This is a genomic window from Micromonospora pisi (genome assembly GCF_003633685.1).
GTDB classification, from domain to species: Bacteria; Actinomycetota; Actinomycetes; order Mycobacteriales; family Micromonosporaceae; genus Micromonospora_G; species Micromonospora_G pisi.
Map to the genome: position 1 here is coordinate 171,432 of NZ_RBKT01000001.1, position 18,624 is coordinate 190,055.

The 18,624-nt window shown below is 70.5% G+C and carries 17 protein-coding genes; 11 read left to right on the top strand and 6 right to left on the bottom strand.

The features are described from left to right. Window positions 1-234: 234 nt before the first annotated feature. Window positions 235-1,491 carry an alanine racemase gene (locus BDK92_RS00730; RefSeq protein ID WP_246016697.1) on the bottom strand — a complete coding sequence of 419 codons (1,257 nt, stop codon included), beginning with the start codon at window positions 1,489-1,491 and terminating at the stop codon, window positions 235-237. 141 nt (window positions 1,492-1,632) lie between these two features. On the opposite strand from BDK92_RS00730, the gene BDK92_RS00735 reads away from it, so the two are divergent. The 8 genes from BDK92_RS00735 (at window position 1,633) to BDK92_RS00770 (ending at window position 10,152) form a co-directional block, all read left to right on the top strand. Next, on the top strand, window positions 1,633-2,931 hold the full coding sequence (locus tag BDK92_RS00735) for a helix-turn-helix domain-containing protein (RefSeq protein ID WP_170208441.1): 1,299 nt from the start codon (window positions 1,633-1,635) through the stop codon (window positions 2,929-2,931). After that, on the top strand, window positions 2,928-4,271 hold the full coding sequence (locus tag BDK92_RS00740; RefSeq protein WP_121153626.1) for an amidohydrolase/deacetylase family metallohydrolase: 1,344 nt from the start codon (window positions 2,928-2,930) through the stop codon (window positions 4,269-4,271). Before BDK92_RS00735 ends, BDK92_RS00740 begins: the two co-directional genes overlap by 4 nt. Window positions 4,272-4,274: 3 nt before the next feature. Further along, window positions 4,275-4,655: a RidA family protein gene (locus BDK92_RS00745; protein WP_121153628.1), complete on the top strand. Its 381-nt coding sequence runs from the start codon at window positions 4,275-4,277 to the stop codon at window positions 4,653-4,655. A 195-nt stretch (window positions 4,656-4,850) separates the two neighbouring features. Beyond that, on the top strand, window positions 4,851-6,137 hold the full coding sequence (locus BDK92_RS00750; protein ID WP_121153630.1) for an extracellular solute-binding protein: 1,287 nt from the start codon (window positions 4,851-4,853) through the stop codon (window positions 6,135-6,137). Continuing rightward, entirely contained in the window at window positions 6,137-7,033 is an 897-nt protein-coding gene (locus BDK92_RS00755; RefSeq protein ID WP_121153632.1) for a carbohydrate ABC transporter permease, read from the top strand. Before BDK92_RS00750 ends, BDK92_RS00755 begins: the two co-directional genes overlap by 1 nt. Continuing rightward, complete coding sequence (locus tag BDK92_RS00760) at window positions 7,030-7,866, top strand: carbohydrate ABC transporter permease (protein WP_121153634.1); 837 nt, start codon at window positions 7,030-7,032, stop codon at window positions 7,864-7,866. Before BDK92_RS00755 ends, BDK92_RS00760 begins: the two co-directional genes overlap by 4 nt. Further along, window positions 7,866-9,515 carry a beta-N-acetylhexosaminidase gene (locus tag BDK92_RS00765; RefSeq protein WP_121153636.1) on the top strand — a complete coding sequence of 550 codons (1,650 nt, stop codon included), beginning with the start codon at window positions 7,866-7,868 and terminating at the stop codon, window positions 9,513-9,515. Before BDK92_RS00760 ends, BDK92_RS00765 begins: the two co-directional genes overlap by 1 nt. 64 nt (window positions 9,516-9,579) lie before the next feature. After that, window positions 9,580-10,152 (top strand): MFS transporter, encoded by a 573-nt coding sequence (locus tag BDK92_RS00770; protein ID WP_211348994.1) that lies wholly within the window; start codon window positions 9,580-9,582, stop codon window positions 10,150-10,152. A 71-nt stretch (window positions 10,153-10,223) separates the two neighbouring features. On the opposite strand, the gene BDK92_RS00775 is transcribed toward BDK92_RS00770, so the two are convergent. The 3 genes from BDK92_RS00775 to BDK92_RS00780 all read right to left on the bottom strand — a co-directional run bounded on the left by BDK92_RS00775 (window position 10,224) and on the right by BDK92_RS00780 (window position 14,231). Next, the gene (locus BDK92_RS00775) at window positions 10,224-12,641 is read right to left on the bottom strand and encodes a M14 family zinc carboxypeptidase (protein WP_246016699.1); all 2,418 of its coding nucleotides are present in this window, start codon (window positions 12,639-12,641) and stop codon (window positions 10,224-10,226) included. A gap of 157 nt (window positions 12,642-12,798) precedes the next feature. Further along, window positions 12,799-13,128 (bottom strand): putative leader peptide, encoded by a 330-nt coding sequence (locus BDK92_RS41060; protein ID WP_425462202.1) that lies wholly within the window; start codon window positions 13,126-13,128, stop codon window positions 12,799-12,801. Continuing rightward, on the bottom strand, window positions 13,014-14,231 hold the full coding sequence (locus BDK92_RS00780) for a PP2C family protein-serine/threonine phosphatase (protein WP_246016701.1): 1,218 nt from the start codon (window positions 14,229-14,231) through the stop codon (window positions 13,014-13,016). Before BDK92_RS00780 ends, BDK92_RS41060 begins: the two co-directional genes overlap by 115 nt. 234 nt (window positions 14,232-14,465) lie before the next feature. Between BDK92_RS00780 and BDK92_RS00785 the strand changes: the two genes are divergently transcribed. From BDK92_RS00785 to BDK92_RS00795, 3 genes are all read left to right on the top strand, one after another. Next, window positions 14,466-14,921: an ATP-binding protein gene (locus tag BDK92_RS00785; protein ID WP_170208442.1), complete on the top strand. Its 456-nt coding sequence runs from the start codon at window positions 14,466-14,468 to the stop codon at window positions 14,919-14,921. A 224-nt stretch (window positions 14,922-15,145) separates the two neighbouring features. After that, on the top strand, window positions 15,146-15,988 hold the full coding sequence (locus tag BDK92_RS00790; protein ID WP_121153640.1) for an SDR family oxidoreductase: 843 nt from the start codon (window positions 15,146-15,148) through the stop codon (window positions 15,986-15,988). 230 nt (window positions 15,989-16,218) lie between these two features. After that, a complete protein-coding gene (locus BDK92_RS00795; RefSeq protein ID WP_121161436.1) occupies window positions 16,219-17,169 on the top strand; it encodes a hypothetical protein in 951 nt (316 codons plus the stop codon). 49 nt (window positions 17,170-17,218) lie between these two features. On the opposite strand, the gene BDK92_RS00800 is transcribed toward BDK92_RS00795, so the two are convergent. Together BDK92_RS00800 and BDK92_RS00805 are read right to left on the bottom strand one after the other, a co-directional pair. Then, a complete protein-coding gene (locus BDK92_RS00800) occupies window positions 17,219-17,416 on the bottom strand; it encodes a hypothetical protein (RefSeq protein WP_121153641.1) in 198 nt (65 codons plus the stop codon). A 69-nt stretch (window positions 17,417-17,485) separates the two neighbouring features. Beyond that, a complete protein-coding gene (locus BDK92_RS00805) occupies window positions 17,486-18,472 on the bottom strand; it encodes a LacI family DNA-binding transcriptional regulator (protein WP_121153643.1) in 987 nt (328 codons plus the stop codon). Between the last annotated feature and the right edge of the window lie 152 nt (window positions 18,473-18,624).

Sequence of the window (18,624 nt, forward strand, 5' to 3'; positions counted from 1 at the left end):
CGCGGCAGCTGACCGCCCCGACCTCGACGGCGGCCACCATGCTCCCGGTCGTCACGGCGTTCTGTTGAGTCGAACTCTGACCCAGCAGGCGGGTTGGCCCTGGCAACTCGGGAGCCAGCAGGGAGCGGGTACGCAGCGTCCACAACGCGACCGGAGAGCATTCACGCTGGTCAGATGACATCTTTGCTGATCCTCGAGGTGCCCCCGGCAGGATTCGAACCTGCGACACACCGTTTAGAAGTACGTGTGCAGCACGTCCACGATGATCTGGTTGTCGTCGACGACCGGGATGGACCGCCACTTGTCGAACGCGGTGCAGGGGTGGGAGATGCCGAAGCAGATCAGGTCGCCCGTCCCCAACTCCACATCGGACGGCACCTCGAGAAAGGTGTGGTGGTCGTTGAGCCGGGTCACCCTCATCCCACCGACCGGGTCGAGCGCGCCGGAGGCCCGGCGGATCCGCAGCGGCACCGGCAGACCCTCGTCGTACGGCGCGTCGCGCTTGCCCATGCCGACGATCGCCAGGCCGGGTTCCGGGGTGGAGGTGACCTGCGCCCAGAGTTCGAGCGCGCCTTCGAGGGAGTCGCCCTCGGGCAGCCGGTCGAACGGGGTCCGGTCGGCGTAGAAGCCGTGGTCGTGGGTAATGTAGGCGCCGCTGCGCAGGACCACCCGCAGCTGGTGGCCGGGGAGCCAGTCGCCGCCGAGCCGGTCGGCCACCACGTCGAACCAGGCGCTGCCGCCGGCGCTGACGATCACCTCCGGCCCGAGCAGACCCCGGTGAGCCAACTCCAGCACGGCGGTACGGGCCTGGTCCAGGTAGGTCGCGACGGCGTCGGCGGCGGAGAGGCCGCCCTCGTACGCGGTGACGCCGTCGAGTCGTACCCGGGGGGCGGCTGCGGCCGCCTCGGCGACCTGAACCAGTTGCTCGACGGTGCGGCCGCCGGTACGTCCTCCGGGGTGGCCGAGTTCGACGAGGACCGGGATGGAGGACCGGCCCGGTTGGTCCTTGAGTGCTTCTGAGATCGCCTCGACCCCGGCGACCGAGTCGACGAAGATCAGTGCCTGGAACCCCTGGTCGAGTTCGCTGGCGAGCCAGCGTAGCGGCACCGGGTCCAGCATCTGGTTGGCCACAAGAGCGCGGGGCACGCCGAAGGCGCGGGCGACGAGTAGCTGGTTGGCGGTGGCCACGGTGATGGCCCAGGCGCCGGCGGCCAGTTGCGCGTCGAAGAGGGACGGCACCATGGTGGTCTTGCCGTGGGGCGCGAACGAGAAGCCGTGCCGGGAGCAGAAGGCGGCCATGGTCGCGATGTTGTGCGTGAGCGCGGATTCGCGGGCGACCAGCACCGGCCAGGTGACCGCACCACCGAAGAGGTGGTGGCCGGCGGCGGCGAAGTCGGTGTCCGACACCGGCGGGCCGGGCTGCCAGAACCCCTTCGCCCGCCAGTCGAGAACATGCTCGTCGAGCCGGTCGTGGAGCAACGGCCCTCCCACGTTGGTTCGGATATGGCGCGCTGTCGGAGGCTGAGCCTCGTCGATCCCTCATTCCGGCCAACGTCTTGACGGGACCGAGTCGAAGATATCAGGCTGTCGGGACCCTCCGTTCTACGGACCACTTCCGAACCTGGAGTGCCGATGGTGATCGGTCTCGTCATCCACGCCAGTCATCGCGCCGCGTTCGAGGACGCGGCGCGCACGCTGGCCGGGGTGAACCTGGAGTGGGTGGTCTACGGGCACGAGGACGAGGTGGCCGTACGGGTCGACGACCTGTTGGCCCGGCGACGGGTGGACGGGCTGTTGCTCGGCCCGGTGCCGTACGCGAAGTGCCGCCATCTGCTCCCGGCGGACCTGCCGGTGGCGGTCCTGCGCTCGGCCGGTCTGGACCTCGCGCTGGCCCTGTTCCGGGCGTCCGCCCGGGGCTGGCGGCCCACTCCGGTCAGCATCGACACCTACGACGCGCGGACGGTGGACGAGGTCGTGCGGGCGCTGGAGCTCGACCCGGCCCAGGTCAGTTGCCTGCCGTACGACCGGGAGCAGAGCGTGGCGGAGACGGTCGCGTTCCACCGCGAGGCGCTGGCCCGCACCGGCGGCGAGTACGTGATCAGCCTCCGTACGGCGGTCGCCGCCCAGCTGCGCGACGAGACCCGGGTGCTCGGCGGCCTGCCCGGCCCGGCGACGCTCCGGGCCCAGTTGCACGAGCTGGCGCTGCGGGTGCAGTCGAAGCGGGCCAGCGCGCTCCGCTTCGCCGCCGGGGTCTTCCTGGTCGGGCGGTCGGGGCCCCAACTTGACCTGGACCGGGCCCGGGTGGGGCTGTTGAACCTGCTGCTGAACACGCCGGAGTTCGGCGACGCGTGGATCGAGAACCGCGATCGACGCGGCGTGGTCGTCCTCGCCCACCAGGCGCTTTTCGAGGAGGCGACCAGTAGCTGGGTCAGCCTGCCGGCGTTGCGCCAGGCGCAGGAGACGCTCGGCATCAAGGTGGCCGCCGGTTTCGGGGTGGGTGCCTCCGCCCGTAGCTGTGTCCATCTCGCCGAACGGGCGGCCACCCGGGCCGAGCAGGAGGAGTCGCCGAGCGCGTATCTGATCGAGGACGGTGGCGTGATCATCGGCCCGATGAGCGCTGCCGGCGCCTCGGTGGCGTTCACCTACCGGGAGCACGGCGCCGAGCTGGAGCGGCTGGCCGGGGAGGTCGGGCTGAGCGCGGCGACCCTGTCCCGGCTGGCGGCGATCGAGCGGGCCCAGATGGGTCGGGCCATCTCTCCCAGCGACCTCGCCCAGCAGCTCGGCATCACCGATCCGAGCGGGCGGCGCCTGATCCGCAAGCTGGGCGACTCCGGACTGGTCGAGGTGGAGGGGAGCACGCAGGTGCATCGCCGGGGTCGCCCGGCCCGGTTGTACCGGCTGCGCATCGGCCCGGCGATCGGCCGGTCATGAACGACGATCGGTTGGCCGTGAACGGTGGCCCGCTGGCCGTGAACGGGGACCCGCAGGCGGTGCGGGGCGATCGGTCGCCTCCGGCGTGGGATCTGCTGCTCACCGGCGGCGACCTGCTGGACCCGGGTACCGGGCGGGTCGGGCGGTACGACGTCGCCGTACGGGACGGGCGGATCGCCGAGGTCGGCGCGTCGCTGCCGCCCGGGCAGGCCGCCGAGGTCGTCGACGTAGGCGGCCGGTTGGTCACACCGGGCCTGATCGACCTGCACACCCACGTGTACGGGGGCGCGACGTACTGGGGCATCGACCCGGACCCGGTCGCCTGGCACAGCGGGGTGACCACCTGGGTCGACGCCGGATCGGCCGGGGCGTACTCGTTTCCCGCCTTCGCGGCGACCACCGCCGGTTACCGGGTCCGGGTGCCCGCGTTGTTGAACATCTCCGCGGTGGGGCTGGTCGCGCCGGTGGGCGAGTCACGCGAACTGGCCCACTGCGACGTGGAACTCGCGGTGACGACGGCGCGCGCGTACCCGGAGACGATCGTCGGCTTCAAGGTGCGGATGGACCGGCACAACGTCGGCGACCACGGCACCGAGCCGCTGCGCCGGGCGGTGGAGGCGGCGCGGGCATGTGGGCTGCCGGTGATGGTGCACATCGGAGCGGGACCGCCCTCGGTCGCGCAACTGCTGCCGCTGCTGCGGCCGGGGGACGTCATCACGCACTGCGCGAGCGGGATAGCCGCCGGTCCGACCGGGTTCGACCCGGCCGCCCGGGAGGCGTACCGGGCCGGGGTCCGGTTCGACATCGGGCACGGTTCCGGCGGCTTCGCCTTCGACGTGCTAGAAGCGCAGTTGGCCGCCGGCATGCCACCGCACACCGTCTCCACCGACCTGCACAGCCGGTCGCTGCACGGTCCGGCGTTCGACCTGCCCACCACGATGGCGAAGATGCTGGCCGTCGGCATGGACCTGCCCCAGGTGGTGGCCGCGACGACCGTCGGTCCGGCACGGGTGCTCGGGTTGACCGGTGGCATCGGCACGCTCGCGCCGGGAGCACCGGCCGACATCGCGGTGTTCACCGTCGACCACCGGCCGTTCGAGGTGGTCGACGTGCACGGCCAGCGCCGGACGTCACCGCTGCGGCTGGTCAACGAGCGGACGTACCGGGCCGGTCGGCCGTTGCCGGCGCGTCTGCCGGCACCCGTACCACCGTGGATCCCGCTCACCGTCGTCCAGCGCGAGGCCCTGCTCCGACGTGAGCGGGCGGTACGCGACCTGCTGACCTCACCCCTGGTGGGCCCGGACGGGCTCGCCGAACAGTTTCCCCGACACGGAGGTTGACCGATGCCCAAGAAGATCATCGTCGCGGATCAGGCGGCGCCGCCCGGTGGCCCGTACTCGCACGCCGTGGTCGCCGGTGACCACGCGTACCTGTCCGGGGCGTGCCCGGTGCTGCCGGACGGGACCTGGGTCACCGGCGACTTCGCCGCGCAGGCCCGGGCCGCGTTCACCAACCTGGCCCGGGTCGCCGAGGCCGCCGGCGGCGACCTCGGCAAGGCCGTACGGGTCGGCGTCTACCTGCGCGACTTCGCCGACTTCCCGGCCATGAACGAGATCTACGTGGAGTTCTTCGGCACCGAGAACCTACCGGCCCGCACCACCCTGCCGGTGGCGCTACAGGGGTTCGACATCGAGATCGACGCGGTGCTGTACCTGGGCGGGTAACGTCCACTCCCCCGCCGAAGCCAGCCGTCACCGCAGCTGCCACAGCAGCTGTCGGCGGCTGGCGTCCGCGCGCCTGGAAACCGGCTCTCAGCTGCGGAAACGTGGCTTGACGGAACACCTTCCGACGCCCAACCTGGAGGGCATCGATGCCGACCTAATTATGAACCTGGCTCGTTATTGGAGGGGAGAGAAGCTGTGCGGAAACCCCTGGCCCTCGCCGCGCTGATCGCACTGGCCCTGGTCGCGGGCGCCTGCGCGCCGTCGACCGGCACACCCACGGAGAGCACCGACGAGAAGACCGGCACGTTGCGGGTCTGGCTCTTCGACGAGGCGAACCGCGCCGCCAAGGAGGCGGTCGTCTCCGAAGCCGTCGCCGAGTTCACCGCCGCCCACCCCGGGGTCAGCGTCGACGTCAGCTACCTGGCGACCGACACCCGGGCCGAGAAGTACAAGGGGGCGCTCAACGACCCGGCCAGCGCGCCGGACGTGACCGAGGTCGGCAACACCGACCTGGCCGGTTTTGTCGCCTCCAACGGCATGGCGGACGTCAGCTCCGACCTCAAGAGCTGGTCGGAGGCCGCCGACCTGCCGGCCGACCTGGTGAACACGGTGACGGTCGACGACAAGGCGTACGGCGTACCGTGGTGGATCGGCGTCCGCGCCCTGTACTACCGCACCGACGTCTTCACCGATCTCGGCCTGCGGCCCCCCACCTCCTACGCCGAACTGGTCAGCGCGGCGAAGCGGATCCGGGCCGAACGCGAGGAGATGCTCGGCATCGCGGTCGGCGGGCTGTACGTCTTCGGCGCCCTGCCGTTCGTCTGGGACGCCGGTGGCGACATCGCCACCAGCGGCGGCTCCGGTTACACCGCCAGCATCGACTCGGCCGCGTCGAAGGCCGGCATCACCGCGTACACCGACCTGTTCGGCGACGACATCTGCCCGGCTCAGCAGTGCGTCGACCTGACCGGTGGCGGCACCGTCGAGGCGTTCGCCGCCGGCCGGGCCGGGATGGGCATCCTGGGCAACTTCAACCGCTCCGCCGTGGAGGCCGGCGCGGTCAAGGGCAGGTACGCCGTCGTCCCGCTCCCCGGCGCGAAGCCGGGCTCGATCGCGCCCGCCTTCGCCGGTGGCAGCAGTCTCGGTGTCTTCCGCTCCACCAGCCACCGCACCCTGGCGGTCGAGTTCATGCAACTGCTCGCCGGCCGGAAGTACACCCTGAAGCTGTACGACGCGATGGGCTTCGTACCCGCGATGAAGTCCGCCCGGACCGAGGTGATCGCGAAGGACCCGCAGCTCAAGCCCTTTATCGACACCATGGAGGCGGGCACCCGTTTCGTGCCGGTGGACAAGGCCTGGACCACCATCGACGCCGAGAAGATCCTGCCGACCCTGCTCCAGAAGGTGATCACCAAACAGGCCACCGTGGACGCGGCGACGGCCGAGGCGAACACCCGGATAAACGCGGCGTTCGGCAAGTAATGACGGTCTCCGCAACGATCCGCCGGCAGCGGCTGACCCCGCTGTGGCTGCTGCTGCCGGCGCTCGCCGTGCTGGTGCCGATGTTCGCGTACCCGCTCTACCAGCTTGGCCTGCTCTCCCTGTTCGAGTACGGGCAACCGCAGGTCAGTGGTGGCGAACCGGCCCGGTTCGTGGGCGTCGGCAACTTCCGGGCCCTTTTCGACGACCCGACCTTCTGGACCGTGCTCGGCCAGACGGTGGTCTTCGCCGCCGGCTGCGTCGTCGTGACGCTCGCGGTCGGCGCCGCGCTCGCCGTCCTGCTGACCCGGATCGGCCCGCTGGCCCGGGCGGTGCTCTCGTTCGCCGCGCTGACCGCCTGGGCGGCACCGGCGATGACCGGCTCGGTGGTCTGGGCGTTCCTGTTCGACAGCAATCTCGGCCTGGTCAACGAGGTGCTCGGGCTCGGCGGCTACAACTGGTTCTACGACCGGAGCGTGGCGTTCGCGCTGGTCGGCGCGGTGGTGGTCTGGCACTCGTTCCCGTTCGTGATGATCACTCTGTACGCCGGCATCCAGGCGGTGCCGACCTCGGTACGGGAGGCCGCCGCGCTGGACGGCGCGAGTGCCCTGACCACCTTCCGTCGGATCATCGCCCCGATCCTGCGGCCGCTGATCATCATCGTGGTGATCCAGTCGATCATCTGGGACTTCAAGGTGTTCACCCAGATCTACGTGATGACCGGTTGCGGTGGCATCGCCGGACAGAACCTGGTGCTCAACGTGTACGCGTACCAGAAGGCTTTCGCCTCGTCCCAGTACGGCCTCGGCTCGGCGATCGGCATCGTGATGACGGTGATCCTGCTCGTGGTCACGCTCCTCTACCTGCGCGCGCTGCGTCGTACCGGGGAGGCGCTGTGACCCGCCGCCGGATCGCCGACGCCGCCGCGATCGCGGTCGCGGTCGTGACGGTCTTCCCGATCTACTGGATGGTGCTGTCGGCGCTCAAACCGACCGGCGAGATCCGGTCCGCCGATCCCCGGCCCTGGACGCTGCACCCGACCCTGGAGCACTTCAGCTCGGCGCTCGGCGTCAGCGGGTTCGGCCGCTACTTTCTCAACAGCGCGGTCGTCGCGCTGACCGTGGTCGCGCTCAGCGCGCTGATCTCGTTCCTGGCCGCGGTCGCGCTGACCCGCTACCGGTTCCGCACCCGGACCACCCTGCTGGTGCTGTTCCTGGTCGCCCAGATGGTGCCGGTGGAGGCGCTGAGCATCCCGCTCTTCTTCCAGATCCGCGACCTCGGCCGGACCGTACCCGGGGTCGGGCTGAACACCCTCGGCTCGCTGGTGCTGGTGCAGTTGGCGTTCAGCCTGCCGTTCGCCATCTGGATGCTGCGGGGTTTCGTCGCCGCGGTGCCGCAGGAGATCGAGGAGGCGGCGACGCTCGACGGCGCGGGCCGTTTCACCATCCTGTGGCGGATCCTGTTTCCCCTGGTGGCACCGGGGCTGGCGGCGACCGGGGTGTTCTCCTTCATCACCGCCTGGAACGACTTCCTGTTCGCCAGGACGTTCATCATCAGCACCACCGAGAACCAGACCCTGCCCGCCGCGCTGCTGGTCTTCTTCAAGCCCGACGAGAACGACTGGGGCGGCATCATGGCCGCCTCGACCCTGATGACGATCCCGGTGCTGGTCTTCTTCGTCTTCGTCCGGCACCGGCTGGTCTCCGGACTCGGCGGGGCGGTGAAGGACTGATGCTGCCACTGCCGGCCGACATCCGCCCCCTCACCGGCTCGTTCACCCTCACCGAGGCGACCACGATCGGCTGGGAACCCGGGTGCGCCGAGGTCGCACGATGGCTCACCGGTGCGCTGTCGCGCCCGACCGGATACCCGTTGCGCGCCGCGCACAACGGCGTCGGCGGCATCGACCTCAACGTCGATCCCGACACGCACCCGGAGGGATACCGACTGCGGGTACGGCCGGACCGCATCACCATCACCGGCGGCTCCCCCGCCGGCGTCTTCTACGGCGCGCAGAGCCTGCGACAACTCCTGCCGCCGCAGGTGTACCGCCGGGCGCCGGTCCGATCCGGTCCGTGGGTGGTACCGGGCGTGGAGATCGTCGACCAGCCCCGGTTCGGATGGCGGGGCGTGATGCTCGACGTGGCCCGGCACTTCATGCCGGTCGCCGGTGTGCTGCGCCTGGTCGACCTGATCGCCGCGCACAAGCTCAACGTGCTGCACCTGCACCTCACCGACGACCAGGGCTGGCGGCTCCAGATCCGGCGCTACCCACGGCTGACGGAGGTGGGCGCGTGGCGCCGCGAGTCGATGGTCGGGTCACGCCAGCACGAGCGGTTCGACGGCCGGCCGCACGGCGGCTACTACACCCAGGACGACATCCGGGAGATCGTCGCGTACGCGGCCGAGCGGTTCGTCACCGTGGTGCCGGAGATCGACCTGCCCGGCCACACCCAGGCGGCCATCGCGGCGTACCCGCACCTGGGCAACGGGGCCGACGGACCGGTGGAGGTCTGCACTCGCTGGGGCGTGTCGTCACACGTACTGAACGTCTCCGATCAGACCGTCGCCTTCTTCTCGCACGTGCTGGACGAGGTGATGGAACTCTTCCCCAGCCGGCACATCGGCATCGGCGGCGACGAGTGCCGCAAGGACGAGTGGCGGGCCAGCCCGGCGGCCCAGCAGCGGTTGCGGGAACTCGGTCTGCGCGACGAGGACGAGTTGCAGAGCTGGTTCGTCCAACGGTTCCAGCGGCACCTGGAAGCCCACGGCCGGGTCCTGTTCGGCTGGGACGAGATCCTGGAGGGGAGCCTCCCGCCCGGCGCGACGGTCGCCGCGTGGCGCGGACCGGCGTTGGCGGTCGCGGCGGCACGCGCCGGGCACGACGTGGTCGCCTGCTGGGACAGTGCCGCATACCTGGACTACCGCCAGTCCGATCATCCGGACGAGCCGATCCCGGTCGGCACCGTGCTCACGGTCGCCGACGTACGCGCCTTCGAACCGGAGCCGCCGGCCCTTCCGGCCGAGCTACGGCACCGGCTGCTCGGCGCTCAGTGCAACATCTGGACGGAGCACGCCGACCAGCCGCGTACGGTGGACTACCTGGCCTTTCCCCGGCTCTGCGCGTTCGCCGAGGTCGCCTGGTCGGCCACGGACACCGCCCCCTGGCACGGTTTCGACGCGCGCCTCACCGAGCACCTGTCCCGCCTCGACGCGCTCGGCGTCGCGTACCGCCCGCCCGACGGGCCGCTACCGTGGCAGCGGAGACCGGACGCGGCCGGCTGGCCCCGCGAGCGGGCCGACCGTGACGCCGAACTCGCCGCTCTCACCGGTAACGTCCTGTCGCCGAGGGAGCCGGGGACCGGGCCGATCGAGAGTTGACCTGAACAAACGTTGAGGTGGCAGGATCCTCGGAGGCGGGTCGGAGCCCGGTTGTTTCCGCCCGGTGCCGCTACGCGGGGGCCGGACCGCCACCACGGACCATCCCGTACGGGCGACACTGATCCGCGCACTGGGCATGGCGGCGCTGCGCCTGCCCCGGCGCTACCTCACCGTCATGAACCTGTTCTGGGGACTCGGGTGCCTGCCCCTGGCACTGGTCGGCTTCGCCGACCAGGCATGGCTGATCGCCGTGGCGCTCTTCGTGGTCGGGATCTGCTTCTCCGCGCCGATGGTCATCTGGGGAACGTTGTTGCAGCGGCGGGTTCCGCCGCACATGCTCGGTCGTGTCTCCAGTCTCGATTTCTTCGTGTCGCTGCTGTTCGTGCCCGTGTCGATGGCGATCGCCGGACCGGTGAGCACCGGCATCGGACTCGGTACGACCTTCGCCCTCGCCGGTCTGGTCCCGACCGCGCTCGCCGCGCTGGCGATCATCCTGGCCAGGATGCCCCGGGACGACCTGGCCCACCCGCTCGACGTGCTTCCGGACGGCGACCGGCCGCAGGAACAGACCGGGGACGACGACACGACCCGGATCGGCGAGGACGTAGCGCTCGCGACCAACCGCACCGAGACCTGACCCCCGGAACGAAGGACCCGGGTGCGCACCGGCACCCGGGTCCTCACGCTCCGTTCAGCGGAATGGGACGGCTACCGCTGCGCCGCCCAGAGCACGGCCCGGCCGAGCTGCGACTGCAGCCCCTTCGGGTGGGTGCGGTACGTCGGATCCGTACCGAAGAGCACCACACCGTTGCCGCCGGCCGACACGCCACGGACGATGCTGGCCTGGTTGGCCGCCGCCGCCGGACCGTTGGCGCCCGCCGCATTCGCCGCCCACCAACCGGAGAGCAGCGGGTCGGCGCTGTACGACTGCTCGACCGTGACGCCCGCACCGAGGTTGGTGAACCAGACGGGCTGGTTGATGAACGAGTGCGGGATCGCACCCGAAGTGACCGGGCCTTGACTGTTGACGATGTTGACCACACCACTGGCCAGCGAGGCACCAGCGGTGGCCGTGACGCTCAGCAGCGAGGTGGCGTTGCTGAAGCTCGCGCCAGCGGTGTCCAGACCGATGACACCACCGCCACGGGCGAGGAAGGCGTTCAGCGCGGCCCGGTTCTCCACCGTCAGGGTGGCCAGGTTGACGTTGCTCGCCACCAGCAGTACGTCGACGTCGGCGGTCAGCGTGGTGGCCAGGGTCGTCGCGGTGAGCGTACGCGCGTCGAAACCGAGGTCCCGCAGCGTGTCGCGCTCCTCGACCGTACCCAGGTAACCGACGACAACCTTGTTCAGCGGCGTTCCCTGCCAACCCGCCGGGGCGGCTTCGAAGGCAACGTCGTGCTTACGGGATTCGGCTGCGGCGAGCCGGCGGTTGGTCGTCGTGTGTGGAATGGCGACCGACCCGTCGGCCAGGCGGTAGACCCTCACCCCCTGGTCCAGCAACGCGTTGACCGCGAGCAGGTCGGCGGCGTCCTGGAGGTTCAGGCGCAGGTCGGGAGTGCCGGCCGGCACGGAGCTCTCGGCCTTGCCGTCGTAGGCCCGCTCCAGGCCCACCCCCGGCAACTGGTCCCACAGGGTGTCGACGGTCGCTCCCCAGGTCAGACCCTGGCTCCAGGCAGCCGGGCCGGCGTAGAGGTCGTCCACCCGGTCGGTGATGTCGACGCCGGGTTCGAGCAGGGAGTTGACCAGGCCACGCTTTGGCTGGTGCATGTCGATCACGTACGAACCGGCGGGGTAGCTCTTGCCGTTGGCGGTGAAGTTCTGCTTCGCCCGCCACACCCGGCCACCGCTGCCGATCAGCAGGTCGACGAGTCGGGCCGCCGCCGGTGCGGAGTGCTGGCCGGAACCGGCCGGGATGACGTACGAGCGCGGGAAGACCGTGTGGTAGTTGTCCTCCGGCCCCCAGCCCGGCACGTAGCCGTCCGGGATGTCCCGCAGCGGCTCACCGGCCGCGCCACGGCGGTAGACCTCGGCCTGGTCGAACAGCACCTCGGCCCGGTGGTCCTGGATGTACTGCAACGAGGTCCTGATCGCCACCTCGTGCACGTCGGTGTTGATCCGGGACCGGCGCACCTTCTCTTCCGGAGTGAGGTTGCCGCGCGGGTTGAGCGGTGCCTCGATCGTGTACGGGATGCTGCTCTGCAACATCGCGAAGGACGGCACGTAGATCGGCGGGAAGTCGTCCCACACGCCGGGCTCGTCGTCCCGGAACGGGATCCGCGCCCGCTGGGTCTCGGGGTAGCCCAGGCCACGCAGGCCCTCCTCGATCGCCAGCGCGTTCGGCAGGCCGTGCTTGATGTAGAGGTCGTACTCGTTGTTGACGTTGTGCGGGGGCGTGCTCGGGTGCAGCAGCGTCGGGTTGACGTAGCCGTGCAGGTCGAGCGTGATGATCGGCCGGGTGTCGACGATCAGCTCACGGATCAGGTTGGTCTCGGGCTGCGACACGATGGTCAGGTCGCGGTTGAGGTCGTAACCCGCGGCGTTCTGGCGGGTGCCCGCGACCCGACCGTCCGGATTGGAGGTGACGTTGAAGACGAGCCGGTTGCGCGCAAGGAGCTGCGCGACCTGGGGATCGGTGCTGGTCGCGAGCTGCTCGATCACTCGCAGCGCAGCGTCGGTGCCCTCCCACTCGTTGCCGTGGATGTTCGCGTTGACGAACAGCGGGGTCTTGTAACCGGCGAGCAGACGCTGGTCCTGCTGCGCCGCCGCCGGCTCGTTCTCGATCCGACGCCGCCAGTTCTCCTGCCGCCGTGCCTCATCCTGGCTTTCCGGTGCGGTCACGGTCACCGCGTACAGGTCGTAGCCGCCGGCGGACTTGCCCGCCACCCGGGCCGAGACCCGGTCCGTCGTGCTCTGCAGTGCGTTCAGCTTCGGCGCGATCTCGTCGTACGGGATGACACCGATCGGGATGGACGCGTCGTTGGGGTTGTCGGGCCAGACCGGCAGGACGTTCCGGCTCGGGTAGCCCGTGATGCCCCAGAAGTCGACACCGGACGGGGGCACCGCCGGCAGCGCGGTGGCGTTCACCGGACCGGTCCACGCCACCGTGCCGATCAACGAGACGGCCACCGCCGTAGCCGTGAATCTAGCGAGTCTTCTGACCATGAAGAACAGGTCTCCTGTCAAGAGCGGACTGTGCGCGCAGGCGAACGCCACCGCAGGGCCGGAGACCTACGGCAAGAAAAGGAGCGTTGGCAGCGTGCGAAGGAGGGAGAGGTGCCCGGCGTCAGATGGAGCGTCGACAGGCAGCGCTGGCGACACGCAGGAGGTCGATGTGACCCCGCTTAGTCAGGAAGGCGCTCCGCACGAAGTAGATCTTCGTTGAGCATCGATGCCCTGTCAACCAACCGGGCGCTTTCCGATCATGAGTGCCGTTCACCCGGACCCGTACCGATTCGGGCCGGAGCGTGCCGACACCGGCGACCTCGGCGGGTCCCGCCGTTACGCGGACGGACGCGTCCGCTGGATGCCCAGCAGGGCGATGTCGTCGGCGGGCTGTTCCGCGCCGAGCACCCCCATGATCGCCGCACAGACGTCCTCGGCGGAGCCGGGACACGTGGCGACCCGAAGCCGGTCGAGTCCGACGTCGATGAGCTCACCACGGCGCTCGACCAGCCCGTCGGTGTAACAGACGAGGACGGCGTCGGACGGGAACTCCACGGCGGTGGTGTGGCGTACCCGCGGGGCCCCGATGCCCAGCGGCGGATCCACGGGCAACGACAGCAACTCCGCCGAGCGTCCGGGACTGGCCAGTACGGGCGGGAGGTGACCAGCGAGCGAGATGTGGATACGCGTGCGGTCCGGGCTGATCATGGCGTAGAGCACGGTCGCCAGGTTGCCCGTCTCGAAGTGGTGGACCTTGCGATCGAGACGGGTCAGCGCGTCCGCCGGATCGTCACACTCGAGTGTGTACGCCCGCAGCGCGCTACGGAGACGACCCATGACGACCGCTGCCGGCAGGCCGTGTCCGGAGACATCGCCGACGACGATGCCGAGCCAACCGGTGGGCAGGACGAAGACGTCGTACCAGTCACCGCCGATACCAGCCTGGTGGCCGGGCACGTACCTGGCGGCCATCTCGACGCCGGGCACCCGTGGCAGCCGGGTCGGTAGCAGGCTGCGCTGCAGGGCCAGTGCCGCGACCCGATCGATGCTGGCCAGACGTGCCTGGCTCACCAAAGCGGCCCGGTCCGCCACGAGTTGCAGCAGTTGGACGTCGTCCTGGCTGAACTGCCGAGGGTCGCGGGAACCGACGTGCAGCACCCCGACGAGGTCCTTGCCCGCCAGCATCGGCACACCGAGCAGGGAGCGGATGTCCGCGTCCCGCAGTACCGGACTGGCCACGTCGGTCGCGCCGACGTTCTCGATCAGGACCGGCTGTCTGGTCGCGGCGACCCGTCCGGCGAAGCCCTGACCCACCGGAAGCCGGAAGTTGCGCCGTACCTCTTCCTCAAGCCCTTTCGCCGCAGTCGACACGAGCTGCTGGGAGTGGGGGTCGAGCAGAAGGATCGCCGCGGTCTGGACCCGCATCAGGTCCCGGACGCGGTCGAGCAACTCGTCGAGCAGGTCCTCCGCCTCGAGCCGGGACAGCGCCGCGTCGGTCACGGCCTCGATACGGCGCAGGCGCTCGGCGCTACCGGTGTCCTCTGCCTCGATCACGGAAGCAGCCTAGCCCGTGGCCGGCCCGGCGTGGCCGGCGGCAACCCGTTCACCAGCGCCGATAACATATATTCCGACTCACGCGTGGCGACCGGTTGATTCCCCCGTACGCACCAGCCGCCGACCGTCCGCCCTGACCGGCTCCACCCGCGGACAATTCGGCGGCAACGTGGTTTCGATCCACCGCCGGGGGTAGGTTCCACGGATCCACAACGTGCAGAAAGGGCGGCTGACGTGTCCGGGCATCTCCCGAACCAGGCACCACCCGCCGAAGTGGAACGACTACTCTTCGTCACAGAATTCGACGCGGAGAACTTCACCGAAGTACGGCACGAGGTCGACGCCCACATCCGGCAATGCCAGATCCCCCCGGAGAAGGCCGCCGACTTTGTCGCCGCCGTCAACGAGGTCATGATCAACGCCGTACGCCACGGTGGCGGGCGGGGTGTGTTGCGCCTGTGGCGAGACGTCCACCTGCAGTGCGAGGTCCGGGACCACGGCCCGGGGTTCGTCGCCGAGCGGTACCTCAACCGTGACCGACGGCCCAACCCCAGCGCCGAGGGCGGGATGGGGTTGTGGATCGTCCAGCACACGACCGACCTGCTCTCCATCGTCAGCGGTGCAGCCGGCACCACGGTGGTCATCGGCGCCGCGCTTCCACCGCCGGCGCCGCCCGGCGAGACCCGCTAGCTCCGCCGGGAATCCTCGGCCGGGCGACGGCGGCGACACCATCACCGGCGGCACCTGCCTGATCGGCCTCGCTGATGGCACCGCCAACCGCGAGACGACCACACGCGCAACCGGGTCTCCTGTCGGCTCGGGTTTAAGGGCGGACGACTTCGGGCACTTTGCCCGGGCGTCGCCCGACCGCGCCGGGCGTCGCCCCTGCTGTCGAGAAACCTGGGAGCGATTCGATGTCGGAGGCGTCCGAGCCGCAACAGCAACCCCCCGGAGCCCTGGGGGCGATGCGTCAGCAGCCCGATCACGGCGAAAGTTCCTACCGGGGATCCGGTCGCCTGGAGGGCAAGAAGGCGGTGATCACCGGCGGCGACAGCGGCATCGGTCGGGCGGTGGCGATCGCGTACGCCCGTGAGGGTGCCGACGTACTGATCTCCTATCTGAACGAACACGACGACGCCAAGGACACGGCGAAACTGGTCGAGCAGGCGGGGCGCCGGGCGGTGCTGGTCGCGGGCGACGTGGGCAACGCCGCGCACTGTCGTACGGTGGTCGAACGGGCCGTGGAGGAGTTCGGACGGATCGACGTGCTCGTGAACAACGCCGCGTACCAGATGACCCACGAGACCGTCGAGGAGATCACCGACGACGAGTGGCAGCACACCTTCGATGTCAACATCACCGCCATGTTCCGGCTCGTCCAGGCGGCGTTACCGCATCTGGGCGAAGGCGCGTCGATCATCAACACCAGCTCGATCAACTCGGACCAGCCCCGTCCGACCCTGCTGCCCTACGCGACCACAAAAGGGGCGATCGCGAACTTCACCGCCGGGCTCGCCCAGATGCTCGGCGAGCGGGGCATCCGGGTCAACAGCGTCGCACCGGGCCCGATCTGGACCCCGCTGATCCCCTCCACCATGCCGCCTGAGCAGGTCGAAGGGTTCGGCAAGAACACCCCACTGGGTCGACCCGGCCAGCCGAAGGAGGTCGCTCCCGCCTACGTACTGCTCGCCTCCGACGAGGCCAGTTACATCTCCGGCGCGATACTCCCCGTCACCGGCGGTAAACCGATCCTCTAGCCCGTCGACCCGTCGGGCGAGCCGTCGCGGCCTCCCGGTTCTGCCGCCCCACCTCCGGCACCGCTGGCAACCGTCGCTGGAGGGCCGGAGTTTCTAGGCACGTGAAAGCTGCTTACGACTCCGGGGCGGCGGCCGGGCACAGGTACGCGGAACCGCCCCGCGCCGCCAGGGCCGCGCCCCGACCCACCTCCCGATACCGGCACCAACGCACGATCGCGGTGCTCGCCGCCGTGGCAATCGCCGTCGGCGGCGTCCTGCTGGTGCCGGCCGCCTACGGCCGACTGAACCCGCCCGCCCCGGTGACAACCAACGCGGGTGCCACCAGCAGCCCCAACTCCAGCACCGAGGCGGCGCCGACGCCGGCCACGCCGCCCAGCGCGACGCCGGGCCGGACGAAGCCCTCACCGAAGTCGCAGCGACGCACGCTGGCCGCCGGACGGGTCTCGGTGAAGCTCGGGCAAGAGTTCTTCTCCTATGCGCTGCTCGACCGCGAAAGCGGCAAGGTCTCCGGTGCGAACCTGGCCGCGACCAGCTCCACCGAGTCGATGATCAAGGTCTGGATCGTCTCCGACTATCTGCGCCGCCTCGGGGACGAGGAACCCCCGCCCGACCGGCTGACCGAGGCGAGCAGTGCGATCCGGGACAGTGACGACGCCGCGGCGCAGTCGCTGTTCATCGCCGGCGGCGGCGCGTCGGTGATCGACCGACTGACCCGGACGTGCCGCCTGCGGCAGACAAGAGCGGTCGTGCCGGCCGGCGCCGCCGTGGTCTGGTGGAGCTACACCGAGATGTCGGCCACGGACGCCGTCCGGATGGGTGAGTGCGTAAAGAACGGCACCGCGGCCGGACCGAGGTGGACCAACTGGGTACTGGGCCAGATGGCCAAGGTCCGGGGCAGCACCGCCGCCCGCGATCAACGGCCGACCAGCGGCGGTGGCCGCTGGGGAATCATCGACGGGCTGCCCGAGGAGATCCTCGCCCAGGGTCCCGTCGGGATCAAGAACGGGTGGACCCTGCACCGGGACGACGGCCTCTGGCACGTGAACTGCCTCGCCGTCGCGGACGACTGGATACTCGCCGTGCTGTTGCGCTACCCCGGCAGCCAGGACCTCGACCGAGGCGCCGGGATCTGCGCCAGCGTGGCCGAGCAGTTGGTCACGCCCCGTCAGAAGACGGGGTGAGGGCGCACGGGACCGGACCATTTTGCCCGGGCGGCCGGCGCGACCCCCGTCAGGAGAACCCGGCGGCCTTGTCCGGACCCCTGAGGTTTCCTTCGGCGGCGAGGCGTTCGGCCTCGAAGGTCGGAACCCGGCTGGCGGTGGGGTCCTCCGCCGAGAACTGCCGGTTCCGGTCACGCCAACCGAGGTAAACCACCAGGACCACGAGCACAGCCGCGCCGAGCCCGAGTATCGCCCCTACCACTGCCATGGCCGGAGCGTACAACCACGACCGCCGATCCGCTTCGGACGGTCCGCTCGACCGGCCACACCGCAGCGGTCAGGCGCTCTGCCGGCGTATCAGGGTCGAGGGGAAGACGACGTTCGGTGGACCCGGAGCCTGGTTGAGGACGGCGGTGGCAGCCGCCCCGACGATCCGGCTCACCGGATGACTCGCCGTGGTCAACGCGGGGGCGCTCAGCGCGGCGAACGGAATGTCGTCGAACCCCGCCACCGCCACGTCATCGGGCACCTTGCGGCCTTCCTCGCGCAGGGCGGCCAGCGCGCCGAGCGCCGTGGCGTCGTTGATGGCGAAGACGGCGTCGGTGTCGGGCCAGCGGCGGAGCACCCGACGCATGGCGCGGTGACCGGTGCCGGCGGAGAAGTCCCCGGCGACCAGGCGGGCCGGAAGTCCGGCGGAGCGCATCAGTCCCTGGTAGGACTCGACCGACCGCCACGCGCACGGCATCCACTGCGGCCCGGTCACCATGGCGATCCGGCGGCGGCCGGTCGCGTAGAGGTGACGCAGGACAGCGGCGGCTCCCCCACCGTTGTCGACGTCGAAGGACGGCACCCAGCGGGACCCGATCCCGATCGAGGCGACCCGTCCGCGCAGTGACATCGGTACCGCCTCCAACGCGGCCTCGGTCGTGTTGAGCAGGACCACACCGCGAACGCTGCGGTCCTCGGCCAGCCGGTCCAGCCGGGGCGCCTGGCGGGGCAGCCACTGCAGCGAGGCGCCGACGCCGTACGGGGCACCGGCCTGGGCCGCCGCGGCGACCGCCCGGTCGACGTACGGGTCCTCGAGCACCTGGGCGGTCGTACCGACGACCGCGACGACGAGCCGGAAGCCGGACCCACTGACGAGTGCACGGGCCACCGGGTCGGGGCGGTAGTCGAGCCGCCTCGCCGCCTCGCGGACCCGGTCCCGTACGGCGGCGGAGACCGGACCGGATCCGGACATCACCCTGGAGGCCGTCGCGCGCGAGACTCCCGCCTCCTTGGCGACGTCCTCCAGCCTCATCTGCCGTACCGATCCTGCCGTCATGGGTACCTCCACTCGGAACCGTGCCGCCCCGGGGCGGCTGGTGCCGGGCGGGCCGGACGGCCCCGGTTCGTTGTTCGTCATTCAGGTTACGCTTGCCCTGAGAGCGCTCTCAGGGGTGCGATTCAAGGCGTTGGCCGCCCACGCCAACGCGG